The sequence below is a fragment of the Mesorhizobium sp. BAC0120 genome, from assembly GCF_033542235.1.
Taxonomy (GTDB): domain Bacteria; phylum Pseudomonadota; class Alphaproteobacteria; order Rhizobiales; family Rhizobiaceae; genus JAWRCU01.
Genome location: NZ_JAWRCU010000003.1, coordinates 78,611 through 95,658, shown reverse-complemented (window position 1 = coordinate 95,658; position 17,048 = coordinate 78,611). Strand labels below are relative to the sequence as shown.

Annotated in this window: 12 protein-coding genes; 7 read left to right on the top strand and 5 right to left on the bottom strand. The window is 58.4% G+C overall.

Annotation, left to right across the window (positions count from 1 at the left end; translation table 11 throughout):
* Window positions 1-52: 52 nt before the first annotated feature.
* A complete protein-coding gene (locus SAZ10_RS07330) occupies window positions 53-1,018 on the top strand; it encodes a hypothetical protein (RefSeq protein WP_318608556.1) in 966 nt (321 codons plus the stop codon).
* 93 nt (window positions 1,019-1,111) lie between these two features.
* Here SAZ10_RS07330 and SAZ10_RS07325 read toward each other — a convergent pair whose 3' ends face one another.
* The 4 genes from SAZ10_RS07325 to SAZ10_RS07310 form a co-directional block, all read right to left on the bottom strand.
* Window positions 1,112-2,008, bottom strand: a complete 897-nt coding sequence (locus tag SAZ10_RS07325) for a glycosyltransferase (protein WP_318608555.1) — start codon at window positions 2,006-2,008, stop codon at window positions 1,112-1,114.
* A gap of 15 nt (window positions 2,009-2,023) precedes the next feature.
* Entirely contained in the window at window positions 2,024-3,892 is a 1,869-nt protein-coding gene (asnB, locus tag SAZ10_RS07320) for an asparagine synthase (glutamine-hydrolyzing) (RefSeq protein ID WP_318608554.1), read from the bottom strand.
* A 115-nt stretch (window positions 3,893-4,007) separates the two neighbouring features.
* On the bottom strand, window positions 4,008-5,252 hold the full coding sequence (locus SAZ10_RS07315) for a glycosyltransferase family 4 protein (protein WP_318608553.1): 1,245 nt from the start codon (window positions 5,250-5,252) through the stop codon (window positions 4,008-4,010).
* A gap of 9 nt (window positions 5,253-5,261) precedes the next feature.
* Window positions 5,262-6,629 (bottom strand): nucleotide sugar dehydrogenase, encoded by a 1,368-nt coding sequence (locus SAZ10_RS07310; RefSeq protein WP_318608552.1) that lies wholly within the window; start codon window positions 6,627-6,629, stop codon window positions 5,262-5,264.
* Window positions 6,630-7,451: 822 nt separating this feature from the next.
* Between SAZ10_RS07310 and SAZ10_RS07305 the strand changes: the two genes are divergently transcribed.
* The 5 genes from SAZ10_RS07305 (at window position 7,452) to SAZ10_RS07285 (ending at window position 13,654) form a co-directional block, all read left to right on the top strand.
* Window positions 7,452-8,336 (top strand): DUF6492 family protein, encoded by an 885-nt coding sequence (locus SAZ10_RS07305; protein ID WP_318608551.1) that lies wholly within the window; start codon window positions 7,452-7,454, stop codon window positions 8,334-8,336.
* Between the two features lie 24 nt (window positions 8,337-8,360).
* Window positions 8,361-9,365 (top strand): glycosyltransferase, encoded by a 1,005-nt coding sequence (locus SAZ10_RS07300; protein WP_318608550.1) that lies wholly within the window; start codon window positions 8,361-8,363, stop codon window positions 9,363-9,365.
* 216 nt (window positions 9,366-9,581) lie between these two features.
* Complete coding sequence (locus SAZ10_RS07295; RefSeq protein ID WP_318608549.1) at window positions 9,582-10,928, top strand: O-antigen ligase domain-containing protein; 1,347 nt, start codon at window positions 9,582-9,584, stop codon at window positions 10,926-10,928.
* Entirely contained in the window at window positions 10,921-12,120 is a 1,200-nt protein-coding gene (locus SAZ10_RS07290) for a glycosyltransferase (RefSeq protein WP_318608548.1), read from the top strand. Before SAZ10_RS07295 ends, SAZ10_RS07290 begins: the two co-directional genes overlap by 8 nt.
* A gap of 4 nt (window positions 12,121-12,124) precedes the next feature.
* On the top strand, window positions 12,125-13,654 hold the full coding sequence (locus SAZ10_RS07285) for a lipopolysaccharide biosynthesis protein (RefSeq protein ID WP_318608547.1): 1,530 nt from the start codon (window positions 12,125-12,127) through the stop codon (window positions 13,652-13,654).
* Window positions 13,655-13,840: 186 nt separating this feature from the next.
* Here the strand turns inward: SAZ10_RS07285 and SAZ10_RS07280 are convergent, their stop codons facing one another.
* A complete protein-coding gene (locus tag SAZ10_RS07280; protein ID WP_318608546.1) occupies window positions 13,841-15,154 on the bottom strand; it encodes a polysaccharide biosynthesis/export family protein in 1,314 nt (437 codons plus the stop codon).
* Between the two features lie 317 nt (window positions 15,155-15,471).
* Between SAZ10_RS07280 and SAZ10_RS07275 the strand changes: the two genes are divergently transcribed.
* Window positions 15,472-17,040 carry a hypothetical protein gene (locus tag SAZ10_RS07275; RefSeq protein ID WP_318608545.1) on the top strand — a complete coding sequence of 523 codons (1,569 nt, stop codon included), beginning with the start codon at window positions 15,472-15,474 and terminating at the stop codon, window positions 17,038-17,040.
* The last annotated feature ends 8 nt before the right edge of the window (window positions 17,041-17,048 follow it).

The window sequence follows — 17,048 nt, the reverse complement described above, 5'->3', positions numbered from 1 at the left end:
CCTAATAATCGCGGAGTAAGCTATGCGGCGTTTGAGCTCGGCAGCATTATCCTTGGCTCTCGCTGGTACCGTGATTTCGGCCGGCGCTGATTCACAGCCTCGCTTTCTAAATGATTCCGCTGCTCCAGCCCCGATTCACGAATCGACCCTATCGCCGAGTTCTGCAAGGCCGATTGTCTGGACTCAGTTATCTGCTTTGCACCCGTCGAAGATCGGATTCCCCGATGCGACCACAGTGGGACCTGCTGCTGGTACGGTCTTTCGAGATTTTGCAGGAGAGCTTGAGATCCACCAAGATGGCGCTGTCATCGATGGATGGCGGGTTAAAGGCGCCATTACAGTTGACGCAAACAACGTCACCATTCGGAACTGTGAAGTCAATGCAACGGGCGAAATCTGGGGAATCAGCCTGGCGGACGGCCACTCAGGCCTCAAAGTCACAAACTGCCGGGTCTATGCAGTTCCCGTGGCGGACGATTACGACGGCACGCACACTCTAACTGGAATTGGAGGCGATCAAATCGAAGTTGGCTTTAGCGACATCTCCGGAGTGGAGAATGCTATCAGCACCGGAAATGGCTACATCCATGACAACTACATTCACGATTTTGCTGCCTGGGATGGGCGCGACAATCACACCGACGGCCTTCAGACCTATGGCTGGGAGGGAGCCGGAGGATTGAGGGTCATTCACAACACCATCATCGGCATCATTACGGGAGGGACCTACACTCCGACGCGCTATCTGGCTGGCAGTTCTGCGATTGCGCTCTCCGAAGCCATGCACGATCTCACCATAGACGGCAACCTGTTCGCTGGCGGTACCTATGCGCTATATGGACCTTCGCAGAAAGGCTCGTCACCGAAGAGTGTTCATGTCACGAACAACAGTTTCTCCAATTACTATTTTCCGAACTGCGGCCAGTTTGGATTCAGTGATGGATTCAACCCGAAGGCACCGGACTTCGTATGGTCGGGAAACGTAGTACATGAAACCGGCGCAATCATAGGGCCGTGAGGCCTTTGCCCTGCCCTCTCTCGTCTCGATGCGGCGGTGGAGAGGAGAGATTGAGCTGGATGGACGAGCGAAGCGTCGCACCGCAAGTATCATCTATCTCCGATTCCACGCACCTGAGATTGCTCGACCGTCACCCTGGAGCAGAATGTCGACCATCCGGGCGCCGCGATAGATCCGTATTCGGGCTAGGCAGAGAAATGCCAAAATGCGCTCCCATGGCCCTGAAACGCGCGGCGAAAAGAGCAGCGTGCGGAACTCGAATAAAGGAGATACTGCAACCGCGATCGCCCTGCCGAGCCAACGCAGCACGGCGAGGCGATTGGATCGAATGCGTTCGTAGTCGTGAGCAATGTGCCTGTCCCACTTCTGCGTCAATTCAGCAAATGTTTCTCGGGCGGGGTGAAATACGATCATCTCCGGCACATACCGTATGCGGTAACCTGCTGCGCCAGCGCGCAAACCCCAATCGCGATCTTCGGCAACGTCAATTCCTGCGAACGGTCCCACGCTTCTGACGACTGAGGGAAGGGTTGCCAGATTGCCTGTTCCCGAAAAGCCTTCTTGGATGTGTTCGTTGTTACGATACGAATAGATGCTTTCATAAGGTTCGAGGAACGTGGGGCGGGAGGACTTGTAGCCCACTCTAACATCCCCACCGATGATGTGAGTTTGGCCATCAGCAAATGCCTTCTCTATAGCCGCAAGCCAGTTTGAATCGGCCCTGCAATCTGCATCGATAAATGCGAGAATATTTCCTCGCGCCTCTTTAATGCCGCGGTTGCGCGCTGGGCCGGGCCCCGGCATTGGCTCGGAGATGAGCCGAACATCGGGCCACGCCGAACAGGTCGAACTGGGGAGTTGATTGGAGCCATTGTCAACAACGATAATCTCGATCTCGGCTGTGTAGTTCTGCTGCGCGTGCAACGCTTCGAGCCCGATCCTGAGATATTGCTCCTGATTGAGATGAGGGATGATGACAGAAATCAACATCGCAAATAGATCCCGTCAGAAGAATTCCCGAAGGAAAGTCTCCAAGGAAAAGAGAGACCATAGCAATTTGTCATGGTTCTGGCGTCCTTGCGTGTGTTCCTCCAGCAGTTGCGCGATCGCGGTACGATCGAGATAACTGCCGCTCACGCTATCGGACGCGAGAAGGAGAGCCCGCGCGGGTTCGCGAAGAGGACCGCAAAACCAGTCCGCTACCGGCATTCGGAATCCGTTCTTTGGTCGACTCAGCACGGCTTTCGGAAGCCGCGGTCCCAAAGCGGCGCGAACGATCCATTTGGTTACCCGTCCACGAATTCGCCAATTGTCCGGCAGGGTGCTCGCGAATTCGGCAAGCCTCACATCCATAAAGGGCGCGCGGCCTTCTATCGACGCGGCCATGGTCATTACGTCCATCCGCTCGAGCAAGTTGTCGGGCAGCCAAGATGTCTGGTCGAAATGCAAAACGCGACGTAAAGGCGAGCTATCCGGCCTCTGCAGGAAGGGCCGTTCGTCAAGCTTGCGACAGGGCTCGGGCCCGACCCACAGCCGTTCACTCTCGATCGACGTGCTCGCTCCGAACCAGGAGATCATGCGGTCCTCGAAGCGCCGCTCGCGTATGGCCCTCCCGGCAATCCTTAGCCTCCTGGCTCGAGCAGGCGCTGGTGAAGTCAGCGCCAGCAGGGCGCGACCGAGGGCTGAGAGCAGAACCGATCCTGAGAGCCCTCCCAAATACCTTTCGATCAAATGTTTCGGATAGCCGGCAAACATCTCATCCGAGCCCTCGCCAGACAGCACAACTTTGACATGTCGCGCGGCTTCGACGGACATTGCATAGATCGGGAGGTCGGCTGGCTCGGCGATAGGGGCAGCACGGTGGCGGCTGAGCATCGGCAGCAGCTGCGTCAGATCCGCCGGCCTTATCTGCACGGGGTTATGGATAGTACCGAATTGGCGCGCGAGCTCGGCAGCTGCCGGCAGTTCTGAGGCAGGATCCCCCTGAAAGCCAACAGAAAAGGTGTGCACCCGTGACGCGCCGAGATGAGCCAGTGTCGCGACGATCGCCGAGGAATCCAGCCCGCCTGAAAGGAAGGCACCTACCGGTACATCGGCTCTCAACCGCAGCTTGACCGCCTCGTCAAAAATGCGAAGGAAATCCTCTACGGGATCGGAGCAGAAAGTCCGTTCAACAGCCGCTTCCTCAGGAGCAGCCCAATAGCGCCGAGAAACAGTCTTTGCATTCCGCCAGGTCAGATAGGTTCCAGGAGGCAACTTGCGGATGCCGCGGAAGAAGGTGGAAGGGCCCGGCGCATACCGCCAGCGGAGGAACTGGTGCAGCGCATCCACATCGAGCTCGGCGCGGATATCAGGATGCGCAAGCAGGGCGCTTATCTCGGAGCCGAACACCAGTAAGGGTCCGTTGGCGGTCTGACGTTCGGCGACAAAAAGAGGTTTCTTGCCGAACTGATCTCGGGCCAAGACGACGCTTCGTTCAAGATCGTCGTACAAGGCAAAAGCGAACATGCCTCTGAACCGAGATAGAGAGTCCTCTCGCCAGGCTCGCCACGCTTCGAGAACAACTTCAGTATCCGACTGAGTCGTGAACTTCGCGCCACGCTTCAGAAGCTCGTCTCGGATTTCGATATAATTGTATATTTCACCATTGAACACGACGGTGAGTCGACCGTCGTGGGTGGTCATCGGCTGAGACCCACCTTGGAGATCAATGATAGACAACCGACGATGCCCAAACCGGGCTTCCGTTCCGCTGCAAAGGGGCAGCACCACCTGTCCTTCTGCATCAGGTCCGCGATGCCGGATTGCATGCATCATGTCCTGAAGGGTTCGGTCATCCGCCGGTGGTCCTATCCATCCTGCAATGCCGCACATGCGCAAAAATGCTCGCTGTTAAAATGCTGTGTAGCAGCTAAGGCGAAACCGGGTTTGGACTGCAATTCCGCCTTTTTGGTACCGTCGCCCTCAGTTCAGGGTACCGCGTCGGAATTTATCGCGCCGCCTTCTGGTACGCGGCTATGAGCTTGGGGACCTGATGGCTCCAGGCCAGTTCCCGCTGCAATCGGCTGCGCCCGAATTCGCCCATCGAAGCGCGCATCGCCGGGTCACCGAGCAGCAATTCGATCTTGTCGGCGAAGTCGACCGGATCATTGGGACGGGCATAAAGTGCGGCCGATCCCGCTGAGATACGTCCCTCGGTCACCTCGAACTGAACGATGGGCTTGCCAAATGCCATGTACTCCAGAATTTTGTTCATGGTGGATTTATCGTTCATCGGGTTCACCCGATCAGGGTTGACGCATACGTCCGCCGTGGAAAGCGCCGTGAAAAGGACCTCGTCGGGCACGCGACCAGTGAAAGTGACGTATTCGTCCAGATTCATCTCGTGGCAAAGGCCCCTGAGCTGTTCGAGGTCCGGCCCGCCGCCAACAAGCACGAACTGCACGTCTTCCCGGCCCCGCCCATGAACTAGTTGTCGGGCGGACTGCAGCAGGAGGTCGATACCCTCTTGCGCGCCCATCACCCCGACATAGCCAACGAGGAACTTGCGACCTTTCTTCAGCGAAACATCCGGCGGATAGACCTTGATGCGCGTCAGGTCAGGACCGGAACGAACGACGAAGACATCCTCGCCGCGCTTTCCCCCGCGGATCAGCGCAATTTGCCGATAGCTTTCATTGGTGGAGATAACGACATCCGCGCATTTGAAGGTCAGCCACTCGAACAGACACAAAAGCCGCCAAGGTCGGCCGCGTTTTCCGAACTTCGCTTCGTAGAGTTCTGGGTTTATGTCGTGATGATCAAAAATAAACCGCTTGCCCATCAGCTTGAATGGGAGCGCAACTAGGAAGATGAGATCAGGAGGGTTGCAGGCGTGAATGGTGTCGAATCCATGTCGGAACAATACCTTCCAGGCCAGCCGGGTTTCGTGGAGCAGTGCGGCGCCGTATTCGAGAAGAAACTCTAGGGGGCGCTTGGCCTCCAATGGCAGCCTATGTCGATAGATATGGATGCCTTCAAGTGTTTGCTCCGGTTCCTCCAGGCCCTTACCGGTCGGGCAAATTATTGAAACTTCGGCGCCAGCGTCCCGCAATGCTCGCGCTTCCTGCCAGACGCGCCGATCGAACGGTACGGGCAGGTTTTCCACAATGATCAGCACTTTGCGGGTGGCGAGGCTCCCTTCGAGATGATGGCCGCGGTACCTGGGCTCTGATAGTGAGGTAGCGACCGGCATAGTCGACACTTACGCCACGGCGCGTTGAACTACTCGGGAAAGACCCTCGCCAATCAATGCGTCAGGTTTTATGTGCGTTACGTCGGGCGATGCCGGCTGACTGTCGTAAGCATTTCCAAGCGTGCCGATGTCGACCACGTCTTGGGTTGACGGGAGAGAAAGCAGGCGCGCTGTCCGGTTGGCGAAGATCACACGGTCATATGGCCGACTCTCGGCTTCCTGCTTCGTCACGAGGAGACTGGCGAATTGTGGCAGGTATGACCAAGCATAGCCGAGATTGGCACCGACTAGCTTTCCGGCGTCCACGGCGGGGTCGAAGATCGAGAGCTTGTAGCGTTCGCGCAAGAGGCTGCGCGCCAAATCGACGTTAGGACTCTCCCTCAGATCATCCGTGCCAGCTTTGAATGCCAGACCAGCCAACAGCACCGAGGCGCCAGGTCGCAAACCTTTGGTGACTAGCTGAAACAGGCGATATTTGTGCGCATCGTTGGAGCGCATTAGTGAGTCGATTAGCGGAGCGTTGATGCCGCAGTCGGCTACGATGTTCTGGAGCGCGCGAACATCCTTGGGCAGGCACGACCCTCCAAAGGCTCCCCCCGGCCGCAGGTAAGATGGCGAGATGTTGAGTTTGGTATCGGAGACGAAGACCTCGTGCACTTTCCCCGGATCGACGCCGAGTTGCAAGGAAATGCGCCCAATCTCGTTCGCAAACGCGACCTTGACGGCGTGCCATGTGTTGTCGACGAATTTGGTAATTTCGGCCTCTGCGAACCTGGTGATGAAGCGCGGCGCATCGATCCCGACATGAAGCTCGTCGGTTGTCGCGTTTGTTGTGCCGTCCTGAGTGCCGATCACGACTTTCGGGGGCGCGAAGTAGTCTGCCACCGCGGAGGATTCCCTTAGGAACTCGGGGCTATAGACAAGCTCTACACTGCGATCGGAATCGCCTAGGGTTGCCGCAAAGATGGGCTGGATCAGCCCATCCATGCTGCCCGGCCGAATCGTTGAGCGATAGACGACCGTGAGCGGCTTTGTGCGGTCCCGCCCTACGTGGAGGGCTATCTGCCTCGAGACTTCGGCTACAAACCGCATATCATGGGCGCCATCCGGCGCGCTAGGAGTACCAACGCATACGATCGCAGCGTCGCAGCCGTCGAGTTCGTCGTTGACTTCGCTAAAGGCCGATATTCGTCCCGCTGCCAATCCGCACCGCAGCATTTCGCTCAAGCCGGGCTCGATTATAGGCGCGACGCCAGAATTGATCGCCTCCACCTTGGAGCGATTGAGTTCGAAGCCGAGCGCTTCATGGCCCTCGTGAGCAAGACAGCAGAGTGTGGTGAAGCCCACATACCCAAGCCCAAAAACAGCGATTCTCATTTGAAGCAGCTGCCTCCAGAAACCTTATGCCCGGCCCGCCTGGGCGGTTGATTAGCCCCAAGCCAATCGCAGGCAGCTTTTCAAATCTCGATCCCGATCGGCAGCTATCCCTTGAGTGAGACTACCGCTTCTTTTGGGTAAGTCGGGTGAGTGTTTCGGTTCCTCGGGGTACCCGTGTCCCTCGCCAGACTTAGTGGTAAGCCAGCCATGGCCCTCTCGCGATGTCAGCGTAGTCCAAGACCTGCGGCCTGCGACTGCTTGGCGCGGTAGCTCCGCTCGAGCCGGCGAAGGTCAGGGTCTACGATCGCGGCGTCACCCTTCTGGCCGAGCGATTGGCTCGCATAGGATTGCGGTCGTTGCTTCGTGGCGCCTGGCCTGGCAGTCCTCAAGCGCCCGCGCGATCTGAGAGGCGAGGATAGTTGCCGAGATGGGTAGGTGGCTCGTCCAGCGAAGCGCTATGACAAACAGCCAATTTGGCCTGAAAGCTCCATCGCCGTTCCGCGAATGTTTCTACTTCTTTCGGCCGATGGCCGAGTTGTCCCTCGCCGAATGGATAGTTGCGCAATGCCTCATCTCGCGGCGAGACTACTTGAAGACAGCGGCGCGCCAGCGGTGCGGGGAAACATGTCATGGTCTTTGGACCCTTCATCTGCGAGCGCATCACAGACACTCCGATCAGCAGCGTGCTGAAACAAGGTTCGTCTGTCCCAGGTTCGACCAAGTTCGTCTCGTCGCCGCAATTACTGTGCTACTGCGCGACAGCCTTGCTGGATACTGACGATGGGATCGATCCTCGGAGGTAGGGCAATGACAAATGTCGCTTTGATCACCCCGAGCTTCGCGCCGGATTTCGAGTTGTGCGCCGACTTGCACCGGTCAGTGTTGGACCACGCTCCCGACTGTGCTCACCACCACATCATTGTGCCCCGGGAGGACATCAAGCTGTTCAGCCGCCTGGCCGGCCCGCGGACCCATGTTCACTGCGAGGCCGACTTCCTGCCGCGCGGTTTTGTTTCAATTCCGTTCAGCAAATTCACGATCAATCTGCGGCGACCGGTTCCCCCGGTCCGCGGCTGGATCCTGCAGCAGTTGGTGAAATTGGCCGCCGCAGCCGCATCACAAGCCGACGTAGTCGTGCTCGTTGACTCCGATATTGTGTTCATAAGGCCGTTTACCGCTGAGACGTTCGTCAAGGATGGCCGCGTTCGCTTCTATCGCAAGGCCGGCGGCGTCGACGAGCGACTTCCCCGGCATATGATCTGGCACAGCGTCGCCCGCTCAATGCTCGGCCTGCCCCCGGCCGAGCCGCCCTATCCCGACTACATCGCCTCGCTACTTGCCTGGGATCCTGCGATCGTTCGGCAGATGCTTGCCCGTGTGGAAACGGCGACAGGGCGCCCATGGGCCACGGCGGTCGCCGGGCAACTCCACTTCTCCGAATGGACACTTTATGGCGTGTTCGTCGACAATGTCCTCAGTGCGGCCGCCAATTCCAGCGCCTCCGACGACCCGCTGTGCCTGGCCGACTGGAGTACGAGCCCATTGACCCGCGAGACTGCGGACAAACTCCTTTGCAGGCTCAAGCGCACCGACATCGCCGTGATGATTTCTGCCAAATCCCGCACCCCGCTGGAGGTTCGGCGCACAGCCTTGGCGGCGCGTCGAGCGGCGCTGACCGCAGATGTCCCGCTGCGACGGGTTGTGTGAACCAGGATGAGGGGAACAGGGCAAATGGTGGGCGTATCCTGGCAAGCCGACAGCCTTTCGCAGCCGCTCTCGTATGAGGTCGAGAAAACTGTTCTGGATGTATCGCACCCGCGGGCGACTGAAGCACGCCAATACCCGGCGTCGCAGCGGCAGCTGTCGATTGTCATCGTGACCTACAACAGCGCGTCCGTATTGTCCGGGTTGCTGGATTCTCTGCCGAGCGGGCTGGAGGGAGTCAAACAATTCGAAACTATAGTAGTCGACAACGACTCTGCCGATTCCAGCCGAGACATTGCACTCGCTCACGCAATTCGGCCGAAAGTCATAAAGATGAGCCGAAACGCCGGTTACGCGGCCGCCATAAATGCGGGAGCCGCTGCGACCAGCCCGGATGCTGATCTGCTGGTTCTCAACCCCGACATCCGGCTCCTACCTGGTGCAGCAAATTTGCTTGTCAGTCGGCTAGCAGATCCATTGGTGGGTGTCGCTGTGCCGCGCCTCTTGACGGAGGACGGAACTACCCGCTGGTCACTGCGCCGCGAGCCGTCCGTTCTGACGGGGTGGACGGAAGCCATTTTGGGGGGAACCCTCGCTGCTTACATCGGCACGGGCGAAATGATTGGTGACGCCGCGACTTACGATCGGGACTGCGTGATCGAATGGGCGACCGGGGCTATTCTGGCGATTGCAGCACGAGCCCGCAGCGTTGTTGGCGATTGGGACGAGTCGTTCTTCCTATACATGGAGGAAGTGGACTACCTGCGAAGGATACGTGAGCACGGGTTCTCGGTAACTTACGTTCCGCAGGCAACAGCGATTCACATCGGGGGAGAATACAGCGGGAACCCCAGTCTCTCGGCCCTCCTGGCCACCAACAGGATCCGCTACCACCGACGTCATCATGGGCCGCTATCAACGGCCTTGTTCAGGCTGAGTATCATCGTGGGGGAAGGAATACGTGCGGTTCGCAAAGCGCCCGGGCACAGGGCCGCGATGCGTGCCGCACTCTACCACGGTATCGGCAGGTGAACTCAGGCGGCACTAAGATCGTGGTCGCCGTCGCCATACCTAGCCATGTACAGGAGTCGGGAAACCGGCCCCGCTCGAAACAGAGGTCTGGCTGCGTCATGTTTCGGATCGCAGTTTACTGTCGCTGACTGCATGGGCTCCGCTATGCAGACGGCCAAAGCTGGTTCAGATCTACGGGCTAGATCATCGGACCGAAAACTGCCCGGCGGTTCTCGGATGGATCCGATGCTGAAACAAAGAGATGGGGCGACGTGGCGATCCAATTTGAACGCACGCCGCTCCAGCCCTTTTCGCCCGCCCGAAAAGCAACTGCCGTCGCATGGAGCAAAGAGGGAGAAGTTACATTGGTCGGTAGCGCTCTTCTTGATTGCTCTTGTCGTGCCGTGGGTATTTTACTTCGGAACCCTGCGGATGTCAGTTTATCGGATAGTGCTTCTGGTGATGGTCTTCCCGTGCCTGCGCATGTGGATAGCCGGAAAAGCAGGGCGAGTCCGGATCGCAGATATTGTGCTTATGCTCTACGTGTTCTGGGCAGCACTCAGCATTGCGTTGATAAATGGGCTTGACGTGTCGTTTAAAACGGCAGGCATCGTCTTTATCGAAACGATGGGGCCTTATCTTTTGGCGAGATGTTATGTAAGAAAGCCAGATGATGTATACAACGTAACGAAAATACTATTCTGTATAGTTGCTGTTCTATTGCCATTCGCGATTGTGGAGTGCTATACGGGGAATAACATCTCGCGAGAGTTGTTCGCGATGATCCTGCCGACGCGCACGGAAGCAATGCCGGCGCGATGGGGTCTGACCCGGGTACAGTCTGTATTTGATCATCCAATTCTATTTGGAGTTTTTACAGGCGGCATTCTTGCCCTCGTGAACCTTGTTTTGTGCTACCAAAAGAACATCTTTGAGCGCTTGTTTATGACAGGCATCGTCGGAGCTACGTCGCTCTTGTCGGTTTCATCCGGACCGCTGACCGCTTTGGCCGCCCAGGGAGGGCTGTTATGCTGGAACGGGGTCTTCGGCACGATCAAGTCCCGCTGGAAAATCCTGATAGCGCTTCTCGCTACTATCAGCATAGCCATCGAATTGGCGGCCAAGCGATCAGTGCTGGACATAGTTATCAGTTATTTCCTGTTCGACCCAGGCTCGTATTGGTATCGCAGGCTGATATGGATGTATGCAACGGCATCAGTCTCGAACCATCCGTATTTTGGCGTTGGCTTGAACGAATGGAACCGTCCGGAATGGATGGGTGCGAGCATTGACAATTTCTGGCTGTTCCATGCAGTGCGCTATGGATTGCCCGCTGCCGTGCTGATGCCGCTGGCCTTTTTCTCAATCTTCCTCCCGTTAAGTGCCAAGAAGGGGCTGGACGCAGAGCTGGCCGAGTATCGGACCGCCTTTCTGATTGTTCTGACGGGATTCTTCGTAGTCGCGTGGACGGTTCATTTCTGGGACGCCACGTATGTTCTGTTTACCTTTGTCCTGGGCAGTGGGGTTTGGCTGCTGGATGTGCAATCCAAGGACACAGCTCCCTCAAAGGCGCAGCATGTTTGAACCAGTTGCGACCTCATCTGCAAAGGCGAACAATGCACGCGACGTCGTGTTCACCTTCTATCAGGAGAGCTGGAGGAATGCGGCCGGCCGCGAGATGTACATGGCGGGGCCGCGGCTCCTGGCTACCCTTATGTCTGAGCCGTCGGTGCAACGGCTTTTGGTCGCTAATCCATACCGATCGGCACCGATACAGTGGGCGAGGCGGCTAATTGGTCAGTACGCGGCGCCTTTCCCGGCAGGTGCGACCCGTGCGCTGGTCGAGCCAATGCGGCTCCGACGGCGCGACCCAAGCTCAGTGCAGTCCCTGGAACGGGTCTATCAGGCTTACGATCGGGTGCTGGAGCGCGCCGCTATGAGGCTCGGCCTCGAGAGGCCGGCAGTCATAGCTACGAGTCCGTTTGTGGCGGGCTTCTCGCCACTGCGATGGGCCGGCAACATCACTTTTTATGCCTGGGACGATTGGCCGTCCGGCCTGCCGGTCCGGCGATGGTGGACAGCATATGAGCAGGCGTTCGCCCGAATCCGTGACTCGGGACGGGCCGTGGTTGGCGTATCGCAGGCCATTCTCGATCGGATTCAGCCGACCGGACCGAGTGCCCTCGTTTCGAACGGGGTGGCGCCTGAGGAATGGCGGCAACCAGGTCCCCCTCCAGCCTGGTTTGCTAAACTTCCCGCGCCGAGGATCCTCTATGTCGGTGCAATGACCGGTGAGCGCCTCGACTGCGATGCAATTGGCGAGACTGCCGCCCGGTTTCCAAGTGGAACTGTCGTGCTGCTCGGGCCGGTTCACGATACAGGAATCCTCAATCAGCTTCGCCGATACCCCAACGTTCGGATTCAGCCACCGGTAGGCCGGCTGGAGGTGGCGAGCGTTATCCATGCGGCCGAAGTCTGCATCATGCCTCACCGCTTTAGCCGCCTCACGACTGCAATGAGTCCGGTCAAGTTGTACGAGTACTTGGCGGGAGGTCGGCCGGTCGCCGCTTCGGATCTTCCGCCTGTCCGGGCCGTCGACCCGCGAATTGTGCTGGTGAAGGAAGGGTACAGCTTTGCAGACGGAGTGGAGGAAGCACTCAGCCGAGGGCCGCTCGATGAAGCCGACCGTCAGACCTTCATTGATGCGAACTCATGGGGACGACGCCATAAGCACATTCTCCGGGTCGCCCTCGGTCGAACGGCGGCGGAGGATTAAGAACATGGCGGGGGTTTCCGTCGATGGAGTCAGCCAAAACGCGCTCGTGCCGCATGATTCCGATGTGAGCATGGAGGCTGGGGGTCAAGGTCCGAGCGTCGGTCTTCGAACCAATGTCGCCAGTGGAGTTCGCTGGGGCATAATAGTGTCGATCGCCACGCAGGTTGGTCGGATCGCATTCATGTTGGCGCTCATGCGCTTGCTAGGGCCGCGGAACTTCGGCATCGTGGGTCAAGCTGCGGTCATCATCGCTGTCGCTCAGATTTTTGTTCACTTCGGTCTGGCAACCAGCATCGTTCAGCGTCCCCAGCTCGACCACAACGAAATTGGCACCGCGTTCTGGCTCAACGTAGCAGTGGGCCTCGTGCTGGCGATTCTGGTGGTGTTCAGCGCGCCCATCCTGTCGGCGTTCTTCAAGACGGAAGAGCTCACCACGGTTCTTCAGGTGCTTTCGCTTTCACTCATCCTGAGATCAGTAGCTCTCGTACCGAGCGCTTTGCTGACGCGGAACATGCAATTCCGCAGCCTTGGAATTATTGAAGTAGCAGGCACGTTCATCAGCGGCATAGTTGGGATCGGGGCCGCTGCTGTTGGTGCGGGTTATTGGGCACTGGTGATTCAGACCGTATCCCTAGAGGCCATTTGCCTGCTCTTGGTTCTGTACATCAATGGCCTGCCCGATCTTCACTGGTCAGCTGCGACCGCCCGCTCCCTCTGGTCGTTCAGCTCACGGATATTGGGAGCCGACTTGGTGAATTATGTTTCGGGCAATCTTGACAAAGTCGTGGTCGCCAAGTTCCTCGGGGCGACGGCGCTTGGCCTGTATTCGCTCGCTTTCCGGATCCTTCAGCTGACACTGAGTGTTTGCACGCAGGTGGGTCGAGTCATCCTCCCGACGCTCGCGCGTCTTCAGGGTGATCGAGAGCGACTGGCTCGCGCATTTCTCAGCATAACCGAGAGCGTTTCACTTGCTGTCTTTCCGGCGATGATTCTCACTATTCTGATCGCTCCGGTAGCGGTGCCTGCGGTAGTTGGGGAAGCCTGGGCAGACGCGGTCCTTCCCTTACAGTTGATTTCCGCGATGACGATTCCCTGGATCTTGATTTCGTTTATGGGGCCTCTCACGGTAGCCGTGGGGAGGGCAGACTGGGAATTTTACTGGTCGATTCTCAATATGTTGGCGATGATAGTAGTCATTCCGATCGGGCTGCGGTGGGGCATTGTCGGAGTTGCGACAGCTTATTTGATCATGCTCAGCATACTCACTCCCGTCCGCTTCGCGATTATCCAGCGACTGATACCAATATCGGTCAGAGCTTATTCTCGCGCCTTGGCCCCAGCCTCGGTTTCCTCCTTAGTTCTTGCGGCTGTTTGGTTGCTCACGGACGTGTTGCTTCAAGGTAAGGCGAATCAACTACTCATCATCTTGGCAGCGTCCGTTACCGGTGGTGTAGCCTATATGGTTGCCTTCAAACTCGTATGGCCCGACGACTTTCGTCGTGAACTCGAATTCGCTCGCCTGGTCTTGCGGTGAGTTCGGGTAGAAGGGGCCCGTCGAACCCTAACGCCAAGATAGCGGGAGTTGGGGACAGGGACAGATGCTGAAGATCTGGGTGAGCTGAGCGACGGTCGCCCAGGTCCGGCGGCCGCCATCGCGTCTGCGTTGCGGGGTGACGCGCGATCTTCCAAATTCTAGCAGCGCTATTGCTTCAGTTGCCCACTATTGTCCGGCATCGGTTGCAGAGACGTCGGCAGGTGTTGCGGAGCCCATCGCGTCAGGCGCCTTGTCTTTCGGCATTTCTGTTTCGACCTTCAGCACGTCTCCAGGCATAAGCGGAGTGGACTCGGATGCCGGCAACTCCGCGGACCCCGATTGACCTTGCCGGACAACAGCAAATCTCAGTTCGGAACTGCCATCCGCAGCCTTTAGATTCCCGGTGCTGTCACTCAGCAGCAGATGCCGAAGCGTCTCTTCGCGCGAGTTCAGCCGCGCGAGATCGCCCTGCGAGTCCCGCAGTTGTGTCGCAATCTCAGTTTGCCGATTGTCGTGAATGCCGAACTCCTGGCGTGTTGCGTCGCTCAGGCTCTGGTGCGCCCTCATCGTTGCGATGTTGTCCTGGCTATGAGCGGCTCTCATCTGTGCGAGCATGCGCCTCAGTTCCGACCATCGAGATGCCGGAGTGATGCCTTGCTCGACCAACTTGGAGATTGAAGCGACCTCTTTCTGAGTTTGCGCGATCTCATCGATTGAGTCCTTGCTCTGGACGTCCAGCATTTGTATTTCATTTTTGTACATGTCGCGGAGTTCGGCCAGTGACGTCAACTGCCGGTTGGTCTCGTTAGCCCTGGCGGCGAACAGGGAACGTTCGAGTGCGACGACCTCCTCGGCGAGTTTGCCGTTGCCATCCGTCGTGAGTTCGGGCGGGAAGTGGATCTCAGTGTCCCCGGCAATCTCGGCCTGGAGCCTTGCCATGCGGCCCAGCAACCGCAATTTGTCATTCCGGATTGTTGCAAGCTCGCCGCGGAGCGTGATCGTGTCCGGCCGCAGTGTAGCCGCGGGTGGTCGGTAGCGGCCGCCGGCGATGGCCAGCGCCTGTAGGGCGGTCAGTCCCGGTCTGAACGGATAGGCACCGGGCGTGGTTACCGCACCAACCACGTAGATCGGCGGATATTCGGCGATTTCCACGGTAACTTCCGGAGCCGCAAGAAGCCGCATCTTTTCCCGCAATGCGCTCGCGATACGGGCGGCAACGTCGGTCCCTGTCATGTCGCTCACATGCAGCGAGCCGATCACGGGAAGCCCGAGCGTGCCCTGCGGGGACACAACGAAGGTACCGCCTAAGGCTTCCCATCGCTGGTATTCGCCCTTCGAGGGATTCCACTGAACAATCGCGACTTGGATTTTCGTGTTCGCGGCAAGGCGGTATTCATCTGCGTGCGCCGGCGTTCCTAAGGGCGAGCACACCGCGCAGATCAGAGCGGCTGCCGTCAATCTCCCCTGGCGATCGAAAAATCCTGGAATTCCTACACGCATTCCTTGCTCCCGTCGCGGCCGCTTACCCGGCTGCGCCTCATGAATCAGCGTTCAGGGTATGTTTCCGACAGAGCAGGGTGAACGCGGGAATCGGAGCGGAATGCGATGTCCAAAAGAATGATGCCCCTAGATCGGAAGCGGGAGGCCGAGCGCATCACCTCGACCATACGAAGCCCTTTCTTCTCGATACTCTCCAAGCGAGTTTGACTTCGCCTGCAGCGGATTCGTGCTCGGGGCATCGACCCGCCAGTCTGGCAGAGCATGCACACCGGTGGGCAGAACGGTTAGGTCTTCGCGGTGGCGAGCGAGTCGGTGTCATGGACAGCCAAGACGTCCGCTTCTATTTTTCGGTATTCCTCCGGCGGCTGCACTACTTTCTTCTTCCTGTTGTGGCAGTTACTCTCGCCGGCTCCCTGGTCGCGTTCTACCTGCCGCCCGTATATGTGGCGGTCGCGAAGATATTGGTCGAATCGCCCAGCGTCTCGGCGAACCCCGACCGGCCCGCGGTGCCTGCCGACCCCATTCAACAACTGCAGGTGTTAGAACAACAGCTCACCACCACGGCGAGCCTGGTTGCCATGGCCGAGAAATTTTCGATTTATCCTGCGGCCGACTTGTCGGCCGATGAAATTGCCGACGACATGCGTGCGAGGACCAAAGTAGAGCCGGTCGAGTTCAGCAATCTGGGCGGTAGCAACGGCGCAGTCGCCTTTGCGATCTCGTTCGAGGCAAGCGATCCCGTTCTCTCGGCAGATGTTGCCAATGCCTACGCGAACGCGATCCTCGAAACGAACGAGCGCCAGCGCAAGGCGAGGGCGGGCAATGCACTTGAGTTCTTCAGGCGCGAGGTGGCCCGTCTCGGAGCCGCGCTCAACGAAGCGCAGGACGCAGTTCTGCGCTTCAAGCGGGAACACGAGGACGCGCTGCCTGACAGCCTCGAGTTTCGTCGCATGCAGCAAACCACGTATGACGAACGGCTTCGGCAGCTGCAGCGGGAAGAAGTTTCGCTCCAGCAGAGGCGTTCGGCACTTGAACAGATTTTGACCGCTCCACAGCTATCGGCCGCTCCGACGACGGGCCGCGCGCCGACGCCCGACGAACTTACGCTTGCCGATCTTCAGCGGCTTTTGGGAGAGCAGCAGGGGATATTCAGTGAGGACAGTCCAAATCTCCAAATGCTTCACTCGCGCATAGAGGCAATCGAGAAGCGGCTCGCACAACAACGCGCAGCGCCGGTGGATATCTCGCAACGCAAAGACGTCTCCCCCGAACTTCGCATGCAGTTTGCAGATATGAACGGCCAACTTGAATTCATCGCGCAGGAGAAGGAGGCGGTTAAACGCACGCTGGCCGATCTGGCCCGGTCGACCGCGGACACGGAAATGAATTCAACGGTGCTGGGCGCGCTGCAGCGGACTTACGAGACCACGCAAGCGCAGTACACCGAAGCGACCTCCAGGCTCGCCGAGGCATCAACAAAGCAGCGCATCGAAACGGAACAGGTCGGTCAAAAGTTCTCCCTCATAGAGTCGGCCGCGCCGCCGCGAAAGCCTTTTAAGTCCCGGCGCCGACTCATTGCCCTAGGCAGTTTGGCGGCGGGAATCGGCCTCGGATTCGGTCTCGTCGTTCTGGTGGAGTTCTGGTCTCCGAGCATACGGCGGCCCGCCGACCTCGCCTTCGCGTTCGACGGACAACCTTTCGCGACGATACCGTACATTTTGACGAGCGGCGAAATGGTCAGGCGAAGGATCAGGGCAGCCTCTCTCGTTCTCGTTTTGCTGGCTATGATCCCCGGCTTTCTGCTCATAAGCAAGTATTTGACGCCTCCGATCGGGACAGCCGCGAATTCAATCCCCACTGAGAACAGAGCAGGCAAAGAAATGTAAGAAATGGA

Bases quoted from the DNA above. Each gene is read 5' to 3' on its own strand.
- SAZ10_RS07325 (WP_318608555.1), bottom strand. From the start codon at position 2,008: ATGTTGATTTCTGTCATCATCCCTCATCTCAATCAGGAGCAATATCTC.
- asnB (WP_318608554.1), bottom strand. From the start codon at position 3,892: ATGTGCGGCATTGCAGGATGGATAGGACCACCGGCGGATGACCGAACC.
- SAZ10_RS07315 (WP_318608553.1), bottom strand. From the start codon at position 5,252: ATGCCGGTCGCTACCTCACTATCAGAGCCCAGGTACCGCGGCCATCAT.
- SAZ10_RS07310 (WP_318608552.1), bottom strand. From the start codon at position 6,629: ATGAGAATCGCTGTTTTTGGGCTTGGGTATGTGGGCTTCACCACACTC.
- SAZ10_RS07300 (WP_318608550.1), top strand. From the start codon at position 8,361: ATGGTGGGCGTATCCTGGCAAGCCGACAGCCTTTCGCAGCCGCTCTCG.
- SAZ10_RS07295 (WP_318608549.1), top strand. From the start codon at position 9,582: ATGGATCCGATGCTGAAACAAAGAGATGGGGCGACGTGGCGATCCAAT.
- SAZ10_RS07290 (WP_318608548.1), top strand. From the start codon at position 10,921: ATGTTTGAACCAGTTGCGACCTCATCTGCAAAGGCGAACAATGCACGC.
- SAZ10_RS07285 (WP_318608547.1), top strand. From the start codon at position 12,125: ATGGCGGGGGTTTCCGTCGATGGAGTCAGCCAAAACGCGCTCGTGCCG.
- SAZ10_RS07280 (WP_318608546.1), bottom strand. From the start codon at position 15,154: ATGCGTGTAGGAATTCCAGGATTTTTCGATCGCCAGGGGAGATTGACG.
- SAZ10_RS07275 (WP_318608545.1), top strand. From the start codon at position 15,472: ATGGACAGCCAAGACGTCCGCTTCTATTTTTCGGTATTCCTCCGGCGG.